We start from the raw sequence: 12,629 nt of genomic DNA, 5'->3' as shown, positions 1-12,629 counted from the left end.
ACGCTCACACCACCCTGATCCAGCCCATGAGACCGGAATCCATGTGCTCCAGGATGTGGCAGTGGAACACCCAGTCGCCGCTGGCGGCGCGGAAGGCGATCTCCACCGTCTCGTTGGGCTCGGTCATGACCGTATCGGCGAGATAGGGCGGGATGTCCTTCTTCTTGGAGGAGGACAGCACGCGGAACACATGCCCATGCAGGTGCATGGGGTGGACGTGCTTGGTGACGTTGGTGATGGAGACGACGTAGCTCGCCCCGTCCTTCAGCGTCGCCAGCGGCGGCGGCAGGCGCAGGTCCGCGCCGGCGCCCCAGGAATTGCGGTTGATGGCCCAGAAGGTCTTGCTGCCCACGCAGGCGGAGGCGATGAGCGCCTTGGCCAGCGGATCGTCCGGCGGCAGCGGATCGCCGCTCACGATGGGGCCGGCGGCGGTCTGCACGAGATAGTCGATGCGGCTGGCGCGCTTCACGTCCGGCAGCGGCACCTTGGCGGGGGGCAGCGCCTTGGGGCGGAAGGCGGTCTTCTTGCGGCCCGGCTTGTTCCCAGGAGCGTCGACGCCGACCAGCGTGGTGAGCAGATAGGGCTCGGCGGTGCGGTAGTCGTAGACCTTCACCTCTTCGCCGGGGCCGGGCATGCGCACATGCACGTCGATTCGCATGGCCGGGCCCATGCGCCAGATCTCGTTCGGCAGCTTGGAGAGCGGCAGCGGCGTCAGGGCCTGACCGTCGATGGCGATGATGGCCGCGTCTTCCGTCTCGCAGCCGAAATCGATGGTGCGGGTGGAATCGGCGACGATCACCCGCAGCCGCACGTCGCCATAGGCCGGCGCCTCGACGCGGGGCGGCACGATGGAGCCGTTGGTGGCGCGCACCGTGCCGAAGGTGCCGGCGGTGGAGGCACCCTCATCGGTGAACATCTCCAGCCAGCGCCCGTCTCTCTCGTCGAGCCGCCAGTCCTTCACCACGATGAAGTGCTCGGCATCGAAGCCCAGCTTCGCCTCGGCGGGATCGTCCACCACGAGCAGGCCGACGAGGCCACGGCCCACCTGGCCCGTCTCGTCGCAATGGGGATGGAAGAAATAGAAGCCCGGATCGGGCAGGGGCACGTTGTAGGTGAAGGTGCTGCCCGCCGGGATCGGCGCCTGGGTGAGGGGCGAGACGCCATCCGAAAGATAGGGCACGCGCACGCCGTGCCAGTGGACGGTGGTGAGATCCGGCAGGCGGTTCTCGAAATCCACCATCAGACGCGTGCCGACCGGCGCGCGCAGGGTGAGAAAGGGCGTGCCGTTATAGGCGCAGAAGCCCTTCGTGACCGGCTTGCCCGGCCCGAGCAGCGGCATCTCCATTTCCGCCGCCGAGAGGGCGAGCCGGCGGACCGGCGCGCTCTTCGGCAGGGTGTCCACGGAGGCCGGCACGCGGCCGAGGGCGGAGGGGGCGAACCCCACCGCACCCGCAGCCGCCGCGCCGGCCAGCAGCGCCCGACGCGAGATCATCGCGTCCGTCCCATCGTCATGGTCTCACTTCTTCTTCACGGTCTTCGGGTCGTCCAGGCTCTTGGAGCCTTCCATCTTGATCTGGAGCTTGAGGGCCGCGACGCCGCGCTCGATGGCGTGGGCCTGGGCCACGAGGGCGTCCACGCCGTCCTGGATCAGCTTGGCGCCCTTGGTGTTCCCCTCTTCCAGCATCTTGTCGTAGGTGATCTCGCCGGAATCCGCCACGTCCTTCAGGGCCTTGAGGGCCGCCAGCGCGGCGTCGGACTTGGCGTCGATCTCGTCGGCGATCTTCGGGTCGACGGCGCGGATGAGGTCGGCGACCGAGGGGCCGGTGACCTTGGAACCGTCCGGCTTCACGAAGGTGCCGTAATAGACGTCGCGGATGCCCACTTCGTCGTAATAGTGCGCGTTCTGGGTGTTGTTGGAGAAGCAGTCGTGCGCCTCCTCCGGATCATGGAGGATGAGGCCGAGCTTCATGCGCTCGCCGGCAAGCTCGCCGTAGGAGAGGGAGCCGAGGCCGGTGAAGATGGTGGCAAGGCCGGCCTTGTCGTTCTTCTTGATGAGCGCGGCGCGGGCCTTGCCCTTGGCGCCCCACAGGCCGGTCATCTCGTCGAGATCGGCCACCAGCGTCTGGGTGGCGACCTTGAGATATTCGCCGCGGCGGTCGCAATTGCCGTTGGTGCAGTTCTTCAGGTCATAGTCGGTATAGGGGCGCTGGCCCTGGCTGGGCGTCGCATTGTGGAGGTTCTGGCCCCACAGCAGGAATTCGATCGCGTGCCAGCCGGAGCCCACGTTCGCCTCGACGCCGCCGGCCGAATTCAGCTCGTGCAGCAGCTTGGGCGTGATCTTGGTGACGTCCACCGTCTTCTTGCCGATGCGGATGGACTTCGACGCGATCACGTTGGCGGTGTAGAGCGGGTTCTCGTCCGACTTCTCGCCGTAGCTCTTCTTGTCCACGTAATCGATGAGGCCTTCGTCGAGCGGCCAGGCGTTCACATTGCCTTCCCACTCGTCGACGATCTTGTTGCCGAAGCGGAAGGCCTCGGTCTGCTGGTAATAGACCCGGGCCGCCTTCCAGGCATCGCGCGCCTTGCCGAGGCTGTCGGCGCTGGGGGCGGCGAGGAAGGCGTCGATGGCCTTCTGCATGTCCTTGGCCGTGGCGGCGGACGTGCCGTACATCACCTCGGCGAGGTCGGCATAGTGGACGATCACATCACGCGGCTTCGGCGCGTCCGCGAGCACGGGGCTCGCGAAGGCTGCGACTGACGCGATGACTGCGCCGAGAAAATGCGCGCGCATCGACCTTCTCTCCTCGAAATTCGCAAATGGAAGCCGGCGCCCGACAGCCGGGGCCGGGACAACCGGAACCGGGGCCTTTGCCCCGTCGCCGCGGAGAGTATGAGGCGGGCTGGTGGCGGGCAAGCGCTTGGGAAAATAATGGAATTGTTCCATGTCCAGACTGCGGGGCCTCGACTTGTCGCCCCCAAGTCAAAGCGACGCACTCCTTAGTAGAAGACGTTACGTCACTTGTATCCGCGGCGCCTCGGGTCTTTTCGTCGCGCGTGGCTGCAAACGCTGAACGTGCGCCGTTTGCCGCCGAGCGCGGGCGCCCTTCAACTATAGTCTGATCGGCTTGGATGCGGGCCCTCAGCTTTTCATTTGAACAATTCCAAACCTCTGCCGTTGCGGTGACAGGGCCGGCCCGCGGGTGATAGGGTTTCGTCATATTCAATTGGTTTTCGTCCCTTCGGCGATCATCACGCCATGGGGCGATGGCCCTGAGGGCAGTGTTTGTGCCCGCTCGTGCGTGCCGGCAGCGGCCGTCGGGGACAAGAAGGACAGGTCGCGATGATTGCCGCGCTTCTGATCGTGTTCCGTGAAGTCCTCGAGGCCGGCATCGTCACCGGCGTGGTGCTCGCCGCCTCCGAGGGCATCCGCCATCGCGGCCTGTGGATCAGCCTCGGCATTCTCGGCGGCATCGCCGGCTCGGCGGTCCTTGCGCTCTTCGCCGACACCATCGCCTCCACCTTCGACGGCTCGGGGCAGGATATCCTGAACGCCGCCATCCTCTCCGTCGCGGTGGTCATGCTGGTGTGGACGGTCGTCTGGATGGCGAGCCACGGCAAGCACATGGTCATGGAGATGCGGGAGGTCGGCCGCGACGTGAAGGAGGGGCGCAAGCCGCTCGCCGCGCTCGCCATCGTCGTCGGCATGGCGGTGCTGCGCGAGGGCGTGGAGATCGTGCTCTTCCTCTATGGCATCGCCAGCACCGGCGCGGATACGCCCGCCCAGGTGGCCCTCGGCGGCCTTGCGGGCCTCGCCGGCGGCGCGGCCCTGTCGCTGCTGCTCTATCGCGGTCTCGTGGCCATCCCGCTCAAGCACCTGTTCAAGGTCACGTCCGTCCTCATCACGCTGCTGGCTGCCGGCCTTGCTGCGCAGGTGGTGGGCATTCTGCAGGATTCCGGCTTCATCCAGTCGCTGGCCGACCCGGTGTGGAATTCCAGCTGGCTGCTGGCGGATGACAGCGCACTGGGCCGTGTGCTGCGCACGCTCATCGGCTACCGCGCCGAGCCCACAGGCATGCAGGTGATCGCCTATGTGGCAACGGTGGTGGTCATCCTCGGCCTCTCCGCCATCGTCAACGGACGGCTTTCCGCCGCCCCGCGCCGTCAGGGCGCCGGTCACTCGGCCGGCGGCCACGTTTCCCGCGCCTGATCTTCCGGGCGCCTCCATTCCGCTGGGGCGTTTCCGCGGCCTGCGGCTTCCGGTATGCTGACGCGCGATGTTCCGGACTCCGGGACACGCGGCGCAGGAGGCGCGCCGGGCGGCATCCGAGGAGAAGCACCATGGGCGGCGGAACGGGCGGCAGTGGCCGCAGCAAGGAAAGCCGCGGCAAGGAAGGGCAGGGCCGGGACGCAACCCGCCTGTTCCTGCGCGTGGACTTCGCCGACGGCCGGCGCCTCGGGCCGGGCAAGATCAAGCTCTTGGAAGCGATCCGCGAACACCGCTCCATCCTCGCCGCCGCCAAGGCCATCGGCATGAGCTATCGCCGCGCCTGGCTGCTGGTGGACGAGCTGGACCGCATGTTCGAGCAGCGCGTGATCGTCACTTTCCCGGGCCGGCGTGGCGCGGGCACCGAGGTGACGGCCTTCGGCGAGCGGGTGATCGCGCTCTATCGCGCCATGGAACGGCAGGCGGCCAAGGCCACCAGCGGGGCGCTGGACGAGCTTACGTCTGCCCTTTCGGCGGACTACCACCCGAAATCACACGCAGAGCCGGGGGATCCTGAGGCGGATTCGCCGCTGGCCGGGCCGGTCGCGAAACAGGTGGGCTGACGAATTCCGCGCCGGGCGAGTGGAAGCCCGGGGGGCGGCTGTCCACAGTCACCGCCTTGATCATCGCCCACACCTGCATGCCGGGCTCAAGGCCGAGGCGCAGCACGCTTTCCTGGGTCACCAGCGAGCTGAGGCGCCCGGCGGAAAGGGCCAGCTCCACCTCCGAGAACGGGCCTTCCGCGCGGGTGATGGCGGAGATGGTGCCGGAAATGCGGTTCGTCACCGACACGTCCATGGGCCGCGACAGGGAGAGCGACACGTCGCGCGAGCGGATGCGCGCCCGCGCCGGCGCGCCCACCGGGCGGCCGACGAGCGGCACGCGCAATTCGCCGTCGGCGAACGAAACCGTGGAGAGGCCGAGGTCGGGATCGTGCGCCGTCACCGTGCAATCGAGGATCGTGCCGATGTCGAAGCGGCCGATCACCGGCAGCAGCTCGGGCCGCGACAGCACGTCGGAAAGGGGGCCGCAGGCGATGACCTTGCCGTCCGAAAGCGCCGCCACCGCATCGGCGAGGCGCAGCACCTCCTCGATGGAGTGGCTGACATAGAGGATGGGCAGGCTCAGCTCGTCCCGCAGGCGCTCCAGATAAGGCAGGATCTCGCCCTTGCGCATCTCGTCCAGGGAAGCGAGGGGCTCGTCCATCAGCAGCAGGCGCGGCTGGGAGAGCAGCGCCCGGCCGATGGCGATGCGCTGCTTCTCGCCGCCGGACAGGGTGTGCGGCCGGCGCTTCAGCAGGTGGCCGACGCCCAGCATCTCCACCACGGCATCGAACTGGATGGTGCGCGGCCGTTTGGTGCGGCGCTCGCCGTAGCGCAGGTTGTTCTCGATGGTCATGTGCGGGAACAGCCGCGCGTCCTGGAACACGTAGCCGACCGCGCGCTGCTCCATGGGCAGATTGATGCCCGCCTGCCTGTCGTAGAACACCGTGTCGCCGACGCGGATGTGCCCGCTGTCCGGCGTCAGCGAGCCGGCGACCAGCTGGATCACCGTGGTCTTGCCGCAGCCGGAGCGGCCGAACAGGGCGGTCACGCCCGTCTCGGGCGCCCGGAGATTCGCCTTCAGGTGAAAACCGGTGGACCGGGCGAGGGAAACGTCGATCTCGATCATATCTGGCCCAGCGCCACGCGGATGCGCTTATCCGCCATTTCCGCCAGCATGAGGGAGCCGAGGGCGAGCACCACCGAGACCACGGTCAGGCGCAGCGCCATGGCGTCGCCGTCGGGCATATGGGTGGCGCTGTAGATGGCGAGCGGGATCGTCCGCGTCTGGCCCTCGACGTTCGAGACGAAGGTGATGGTGGCGCCGAACTCGCCCAGCGCCGAGGCCAGCGAGATGAGGCAGCCGGAGAGCACGCCGGGCATCATCAGCGGCAGGGTCACGGAGAAGAAGGCGTCGAGCTTGCTGGCGCCCAGCGTGCGTGCCGCCGTCTCGATGCCCTTGTCGATGCCGCCGATGGCGAGGCGGATGGCGTTGACCGTGAGCGGGAAGCTCACCACCGCCGCCGCCACCGTGGCGCCTGCGGTGGAGAAGATGAGCGAGATGCCGAACCACTCGTGGAGATACTGGCCGAGATAGCCCCGGTTGCCGAGGACGATGAGCAGCAGATAGCCCACCACCACCTTGGGCAGAACGAGGGGCAGGTGGACAATGCCGTCGAAGATGCCCTTGCCGGGGAATTCGAACCGGGCGAGCACCCAGCCAATGAGAATGGCCGGCGGCAGGCTCCACAGGGTGGCCCAAAAAGCCACCTGGAGGCTCAGCCGCACGGCCGTCCATTCTTCGGGAGTGAGCAACATCTCGAACAAATCCGCCTGCGAAAAGGCCTCGCCTCGCTCCAGATCAGGCTCGGTCTTTTGCCCCCAATAAGCAATTCCCGTTCGGCTCCCCGCGCCCCGGCGCCGGGCGGCTCAGTTCACCGAGAAGCCGTACTTCTTGAAGATGGCCTTGGCCTCGGGGCTCTGGACGAAGGCGAAGAAGGCCTTGGCGGCGGGGGTATCCTGGCCCTTCACGAGGGCGAAGGGGTAATCGACGGGCGGATAGCTGTCGGCCGGGAAGGTCGCGACCACTTTCACATTCTTGGCGATGGCGGCATCGGTGGCATAGACGACGCCGTAGGGCACCTCGCCACGCTCCACCAGCGCCAGCGCCGCACGCACGCTCTCGGCGCCGACGATGCGGGGGGAGATCTTGTCCCACAGGCCGAGATTGGTGAAGGCCTGCTTGGTGTAGACGCCCACGGGCACGCTGTCGGTGAGGCCGGTGGCGATGCGGCCGTTGGGGCCGAGCAGGGCGTCCACGTCGAGGCTCTTGGAGATGGTCACCGGTTTCGCCTTGTCGGCGGGCGCGACCAGCACCAGCTCGTTGCCGAGCAGCTTCACGCGGGTGGCGGGCAGGGTCAGGCCCTTACCGTCGGTATAGTCCATCCACTTCAGGTCGGCGGAGGCGAAGATGTTGGCGGGCGCGCCGGCCTCCATCTGCTTGGCCAGCGCCGAGGAGGCGGCGAAGGAGAACTTGATGCTGTCCTTGTTCCCCCCCTTGCTCCCTTGGGCCTCATAGGCCTTGGCGATGTCCTGCAATGCGTTGGTGAGGCTCGCGGCGGCGAATACGGTCACGGTCTCCTGCGCGGCCGCGGGGAGCGGCGCGGCGGCAAACGCCGAGAAGACGAGACCGAGGATCAGGCGACGGGAGGCAATAAATCCGGACATGGCAATGGCACCTCGGCAATGGGCCTGTGATATGTCCATCGATATACAGGATGCCTCAGCGAGACAATAGGCTTGCCCTTTCCGGAAGGGCAGCGTCGCAATAGCGTGGCTTCAGGATACCGCCAAAGCTCTGGCGTGCGGCGGTCTTTGCTGCAGTGCGGCATGAAGCCGCGGAAAGGCCCGCGAAGGTCTTCAGAACCCCATCAGCTTGAGCGCGGCCGCACCGGGCGCGAGCATGGCGAAGGCCCACAGGCCGGCGCTGGCGACGTTGGCCACCTGGAAGTGGGTCTGGCGCATGGCGAGCACGCCGGCGATCAGCGGCACCACGGCGCGCAGCGGGCCGAAGAAGCGGCCGATGGCGACGCCCCATACGCCGAAGCGCTGGAAGAAGTCCTCGGCGCGGGCCACGAGGTCCGGCCGGCGCGACAGCGGCCAGAAGTTCTTCGCGCGCTCCTTGTAGTGGAATCCGAGCCAGTAGGAGATGGCATCGCCCAGCGCGGCGCCAGCGGCGGCGGCGAGCCAGATCGGGAAGAAATGCAGGCCGGCCGCCTCGATCAGCGCGCCGATGGCGAGCAGGAGCACGGTGGCAGGAATGAAGAAGGAGATCAGCGCCAGCGATTCCCCGAAGGCGAGCCCGAACACCACGGCCGGCGCGAGATAATGGTGCTGCTCGACGAAAGCGGTGGTCGCGGCGACGATGGCGGACAGATCGAACATGTCTTCTCCTGCCGCAAGGATTTGTGTCGCGGCCCCAGGGCGCAAGGCCCGGCCGCATGATACTCCCGCGGCGACTGCTGCTTCCTTACCTTGTGGACGCACATTCGGGCAAAATGGCGCCGCGCGGTGCATCCGGACGGCGACAAAGCACGGCCTGCCCAACCATTCGCCTTGAAATCGTCACGCGTCTCGTCCATATGCGGTCCATCGCGCAGATGGAGGCAGTTGCTTTCCTCCCCTTGGCGCGCTCGGGCCGCGTAGCGGAGACCGCTGGAGCTTCGATCTGGACGACGCCGTGACTGGGCGTTTCGTCGGAGAGGCATCGCAAGCGGCTTTGCCCGATATCATCTTTTGCCCTGGACACCCCTGGCCACGCGGGATGTCGAAATCCCGCGAGCCGCGCCGCGCCCAAAAGGCTGCGCCGGTGCCGCTCGCATATGAAAGTCAGAGCTTGACCTCTTTTTCGAGCCTCGGCCTTGCCGAGCCCATCGTTCGCGCCCTCACCGAAGCGAATCACGTCACTCCCACCCCCATTCAGGCTGAAGCCATCCCGCAGGTCCTCGCCGGCCGCGACCTCATCGGCATCGCCCAGACCGGCACCGGCAAGACCGCTGCCTTCGCCCTCCCCATCCTCGATCGCCTCGTGCGCCATCCCCGTCGTCCGGACCCCAAGTCCGTCCGCGCTTTGGTGCTCTCGCCCACCCGCGAATTGTCCGGCCAGATCGTGGACAATTTCGAGAAGTTCGGCCGCCATGCCCGCATCTCGGTGACGCTCGCCATCGGCGGCGTGCCCATGGGCCGGCAGATCCGGGCGCTTGCCCGCGGCGTCGACGTGCTCGTCGCCACCCCCGGCCGGCTCATGGACCTCGTGGAAAACCACGCGGTGAAGCTGGACCAGGTCGAGGTCCTCGTCCTGGACGAGGCCGACCAGATGCTGGACATGGGCTTCGTCCATGCCATCCGCGCCATCGTGCGCCGGCTGCCGCACAAGCGGCACTCGCTGTTCTTCTCCGCCACCATGCCGCCGGCCATCGCCGAGCTGGCGGGCGGCATGCTGCATGATCCGGTGCGCGTCGCCGTCACCCCGGTGGCCAAGACCGCCGACCGGGTGGAGCAGCGCGTCATCCACGTGGACAAGCCCAACAAGGGCCAGCTCCTCGCCGAGGTGCTCTCCACCGAGGAGATCGACCGCGCCCTCGTCTTCGCCCGCACCAAGCACGGCGCGGACAAGGTGGTGCGCGTGCTCGCCAAGTGCGGCATTGCCGCCGAGGCGATCCACGGCAACAAGTCGCAGAACCAGCGCGACCGCGTGCTCCTCGCCTTCCGCGAGGGCAAGATCCGCACCCTGATCGCCACCGATATCGCCGCCCGCGGCATCGACGTGACCGGCGTCAGCCACGTCATCAACTACGATCTGCCCAACGTGCCCGAGAGCTACGTGCACCGCATCGGTCGCACCGCGCGCGCCGGCCGCGAGGGCATCGCCATCTCCTTCTGCGATCACGAGGAGAGGGCGTATCTCAAGTCCATCGAGCGGCTCATCAAGCTGCAGATTCCGGCCACCGACCGTCGCGGCGCAGGCATGCGCTTCGCCATCCCGGATGCGCCGCCGATCGAGCTTGAGGAGCGTGACGAGACCGCCGAGCGCAATGATTTCATCGGTGGTCGCGGCGGCCGTCCCGGCCAGCGTGGTCCGCAGCGTTCGCGTGGCCCGCGTCCCGAAGGCCGTGAAGGCGGGCGTGGTCAGGGCCAGCGCGCCGAAGGCCGCGAGCAGCGTGAGCCGCGTGGTGAGCGTCCCGCCGGCGAGGGCCGTCCGGCCCGTGCCGCCCAGCCGCGTCCCGAGCGGGCTCCTGAGGGTCATCGCAACGCCCAGGGTGCCGGCAACGGCGCGGGCCGTCGTGACGGCCAGAACCGTGGCGGCGAAGGCCGTGGCGCGCGTCCCCAGGGCGAAGGCCGTGGCGGTGAGCGCGGCGGCGATCGTGGCGCCCGTCCCGGCAACGATCTCGGCGGACTCGGCTTCATGAAGGCCGTGTCCAACCGGAGCGAGCGTCCCGCGGGCCGCCCGGCCGGTGCCAAGCGGCCTGTGAACTGAGCCTCCGCTCGCGCGTCACACTGCGTTGAACAGGTCACGCCGGGCCTTTTTCCCGGGCCGGCGTGACCCACCTATGGGAAATCGGGCGATTTTGTGAGATAAGCCCGCCAAATTCGTCCCGCGCAGCGGGACCGCTGGAGACGACTATATGGCGAAGGAAGAACTGCTGGAGTTCGAGGGGACTGTGACCGAAGTGCTCCCGGACGGCAATTTCCGGGTGCGTCTCGACAACGACCACCAGATTCTGGCCTATGCGGCCGGCAAGATGAAGAAGAACCGCATCCGCACCATCGAGGGTGACCGCGTGGTGGTGGAGATGTCCCCCTACGATCTCGATCGCGGCCGGATCAACTTCCGCCACAAGGCCGAGGGCAACGCCCCGCCGCCCGGCGCACGCCGCCAGCAGAATTTCCGCCGCCGCTGATCCTTCGGGATCGCGGACAGGGCGTTCGGCGCCGGCCGGGGAAATCCCCGCGCCGGCTTTTGGCGTTTGGAGATGAGTGAAGAAGCAGCGTTCGAGAAATCACGCCCGTGCCGCTTCCCCTCCGTCATGGCCCGCCTCGTGCGGGCGATCCACCAAGCCGCCGGAGGGGTGCCCGGCGGTCTGGGAGCTGAATGGCCCGCCGGCGTGATCCCCCGGACGAGCCGAGGGATCACGCCGCTTTGCAGGCGGTCGCCTCAGCCCCTGCCGTCCGCCCTGATCAGGTCGGCCGCCTTCTCCGCCACCATCATCACCGCCGCCGCCGTGTTGGCGGAGACCAGCGTCGGCATCACCGAAGCGTCCACCACGCGCAGGCCGGAAAGGCCGACGACACGCAGATGCGGGTCCACCACCGCCTGCGGCCCGGTGCCCATGCTGCAGGTGCCCACCGGGTGATAGATGGTCTGCCCCGTGCGGCGGGCGAATTCCACGAAGTCGTCGTCGGTCCGGCAGTCCGGCCCGGGGTTCATCTCGAAGGCGCGGTAGGGGTCCATGGCCTTCTGCCCGACGATGTCGCGGGCGATCCGCATGCCGGCGGCGAGGCAGGCACGGTCCTCCTCCACGGCGAGGAAGTTCGGCCGGATGGCCGGCGGCGTCAGCGGGTCGTCGCTCTTCGCATGGATCGAACCCACCGAGTGGGGCCGCAGCTGGGTGACGCCGATGGTCATGCCCGGCAGATGGTCCAGCGACCGGTCGGCGGCGTTGGCGTAGCTCGCGTGCATGAAGAAATACTGCACGTCCGGCCCGGCGAGCCCCGGCCGCGTCTTCACGAAACCATGGGCGAGGCCGGTGCCCAGCGTGAGGATGCCCTTGCGGGTGAGGAAATACTGCGCCACCGCCTTCGCCAGCGCGATGCCGCGCGTCTGCTCGTTGAGGGTGATGGGCTCCTTCACCCGCCAGTTCATGCGGGTGGCGAAATGGTCCTGATAATTGTTGCCGACGCCGGGCAGAGCATGAACCACAGGAATGCCGGCGGCCTTCAGCACCTCCGGATGGCCGATGCCGGAGAGCTCCATCAGATGAGGTGACTGGACGGCCCCGGCGGTGAGGAGGACCTCGCCGGAGGCGGTGGCGGTCTCTTCCTTCCCATCCCGCCGGAACACCACGCCCGTCACCCGCCGGCCGTCGAGCACGAGGCGCAGCACCTGCGCGTGGGTGACCACCTTGAGGTTGGGGCGTGACAAAGCGGGGCGCAGATAGCCGTCAACCACGGTCCAGCGCCGCCCGCCGCGCTGGTTCACCTGATAATAGCCGAAGCCTTCCTGATCCTTCCCGTTGTAGTCGGGATTGCGCCGGAAGCCCGCCTCTTCGGCCGCCGAGAGGAAGGCCTCGGAGAGCACCGGCCGCTCCGCCACGCGCACGATGCTGATGGGCCCGTCCGTGCCGCGCACCGAGGGGTCCGCATCCGGCTCGTCGAAACGCTCGAACTTCTTGAAGTAGGGCAGGACGTCGTCATAGCCCCAGCCGGTGGCGCCGCGCTGGGCCCAGCCGTCGAAGTCCTGCTTCTGCCCGCGCACGAAGATCATGCCGTTGATGAGCGTCGAGCCGCCGAGGCCCTTGCCGCGCGGCACCACGATGGGGCGGTCGTAGGTGTTGGCCTCGGGCTCGGTGTTGAAGCGCCAGTTGAAGGCGCTGCCCGACAGGAGCTTGGAGAAGCCGGCGGGGATGGGCACCCAGAAGCCCTTGTCCGTGCCGCCCGCCTCCAGCAGCAGCACGCGCCGCCGCGGATCTTCCGAGAGCCGGGCGGCGAGGATGCACCCTGCGGTGCCGCCGCCCAAAACGATGTAGTCGAAGCTGTCCATGGTC

At 68.0% G+C, this 12,629-nt stretch carries 11 protein-coding genes; 4 read left to right on the top strand and 7 right to left on the bottom strand.

What is annotated here, in order from left to right; all coding sequences use genetic code 11:
* Nucleotides 1-4: 4 nt before the first annotated feature.
* Both FHT36_RS11160 and FHT36_RS11155 read right to left on the bottom strand, forming a co-directional pair.
* Entirely contained in the window at nt 5-1,492 is a 1,488-nt protein-coding gene (locus FHT36_RS11160; RefSeq protein ID WP_169122569.1) for a multicopper oxidase family protein, read from the bottom strand.
* 24 nt (nt 1,493-1,516) lie between these two features.
* Complete coding sequence (locus FHT36_RS11155; RefSeq protein WP_169122568.1) at nt 1,517-2,791, bottom strand: imelysin family protein; 1,275 nt, start codon at nt 2,789-2,791, stop codon at nt 1,517-1,519.
* Between the two features lie 549 nt (nt 2,792-3,340).
* On the opposite strand from FHT36_RS11155, the gene FHT36_RS11150 reads away from it, so the two are divergent.
* Nucleotides 3,341-4,207: an FTR1 family protein gene (locus FHT36_RS11150; protein WP_169122567.1), complete on the top strand. Its 867-nt coding sequence runs from the start codon at nt 3,341-3,343 to the stop codon at nt 4,205-4,207.
* A gap of 131 nt (nt 4,208-4,338) precedes the next feature.
* On the top strand, nt 4,339-4,827 hold the full coding sequence (locus FHT36_RS11145) for a winged helix-turn-helix domain-containing protein (RefSeq protein WP_169122566.1): 489 nt from the start codon (nt 4,339-4,341) through the stop codon (nt 4,825-4,827).
* Here FHT36_RS11145 and modC read toward each other — a convergent pair.
* From modC to FHT36_RS11125, 4 genes are all read right to left on the bottom strand, one after another.
* Nucleotides 4,721-5,935: a molybdenum ABC transporter ATP-binding protein gene (modC, locus tag FHT36_RS11140; RefSeq protein WP_169122565.1), complete on the bottom strand. Its 1,215-nt coding sequence runs from the start codon at nt 5,933-5,935 to the stop codon at nt 4,721-4,723. The genes FHT36_RS11145 and modC overlap by 107 nt on opposite strands.
* Complete coding sequence (modB, locus tag FHT36_RS11135; protein ID WP_169122750.1) at nt 5,932-6,621, bottom strand: molybdate ABC transporter permease subunit; 690 nt, start codon at nt 6,619-6,621, stop codon at nt 5,932-5,934. The genes modC and modB overlap by 4 nt, the downstream gene beginning before the upstream one ends.
* 114 nt (nt 6,622-6,735) lie before the next feature.
* On the bottom strand, nt 6,736-7,533 hold the full coding sequence (gene modA / locus FHT36_RS11130; protein ID WP_169122564.1) for a molybdate ABC transporter substrate-binding protein: 798 nt from the start codon (nt 7,531-7,533) through the stop codon (nt 6,736-6,738).
* Between the two features lie 192 nt (nt 7,534-7,725).
* Complete coding sequence (locus FHT36_RS11125; protein WP_169122563.1) at nt 7,726-8,250, bottom strand: DedA family protein; 525 nt, start codon at nt 8,248-8,250, stop codon at nt 7,726-7,728.
* A gap of 451 nt (nt 8,251-8,701) precedes the next feature.
* Here FHT36_RS11125 and FHT36_RS11120 point away from each other — a divergent pair, with 451 nt between their 5' ends.
* Together FHT36_RS11120 and infA are read left to right on the top strand one after the other, a co-directional pair.
* Nucleotides 8,702-10,342 (top strand): DEAD/DEAH box helicase, encoded by a 1,641-nt coding sequence (locus tag FHT36_RS11120; RefSeq protein ID WP_246702160.1) that lies wholly within the window; start codon nt 8,702-8,704, stop codon nt 10,340-10,342.
* A 148-nt stretch (nt 10,343-10,490) separates the two neighbouring features.
* Nucleotides 10,491-10,766 (top strand): translation initiation factor IF-1, encoded by a 276-nt coding sequence (infA, locus tag FHT36_RS11115; protein WP_012115181.1) that lies wholly within the window; start codon nt 10,491-10,493, stop codon nt 10,764-10,766.
* 254 nt (nt 10,767-11,020) lie between these two features.
* Here the strand turns inward: infA and FHT36_RS11110 are convergent, their stop codons facing one another.
* The gene (locus FHT36_RS11110) at nt 11,021-12,625 is read right to left on the bottom strand and encodes a GMC family oxidoreductase (RefSeq protein WP_169122561.1); all 1,605 of its coding nucleotides are present in this window, start codon (nt 12,623-12,625) and stop codon (nt 11,021-11,023) included.
* Nucleotides 12,626-12,629 lie beyond the last annotated feature (4 nt).

Source organism: Xanthobacter sp. SG618 (genome assembly GCF_012932745.1).
In the GTDB taxonomy this organism is placed as follows: Bacteria; Pseudomonadota; Alphaproteobacteria; order Rhizobiales; family Xanthobacteraceae; genus Xanthobacter; species Xanthobacter flavus.
This window is presented reverse-complemented; position numbering and strand designations above follow the sequence as displayed.

Coding starts and splice junctions, on each gene's coding strand:
- FHT36_RS11155 (WP_169122568.1), bottom strand. CDS start 2,791: ATGCGCGCGCATTTTCTCGGCGCAGTCATCGCGTCAGTCGCAGCCTTC.
- modC (WP_169122565.1), bottom strand. CDS start 5,935: ATGATCGAGATCGACGTTTCCCTCGCCCGGTCCACCGGTTTTCACCTG.
- modA (WP_169122564.1), bottom strand. CDS start 7,533: ATGTCCGGATTTATTGCCTCCCGTCGCCTGATCCTCGGTCTCGTCTTC.
- infA (WP_012115181.1), top strand. CDS start 10,491: ATGGCGAAGGAAGAACTGCTGGAGTTCGAGGGGACTGTGACCGAAGTG.
- FHT36_RS11110 (WP_169122561.1), bottom strand. CDS start 12,625: ATGGACAGCTTCGACTACATCGTTTTGGGCGGCGGCACCGCAGGGTGC.
- FHT36_RS11160 (WP_169122569.1), bottom strand. CDS start 1,492: ATGATCTCGCGTCGGGCGCTGCTGGCCGGCGCGGCGGCTGCGGGTGCG.
- FHT36_RS11145 (WP_169122566.1), top strand. CDS start 4,339: ATGGGCGGCGGAACGGGCGGCAGTGGCCGCAGCAAGGAAAGCCGCGGC.
- FHT36_RS11150 (WP_169122567.1), top strand. CDS start 3,341: ATGATTGCCGCGCTTCTGATCGTGTTCCGTGAAGTCCTCGAGGCCGGC.
- FHT36_RS11125 (WP_169122563.1), bottom strand. CDS start 8,250: ATGTTCGATCTGTCCGCCATCGTCGCCGCGACCACCGCTTTCGTCGAG.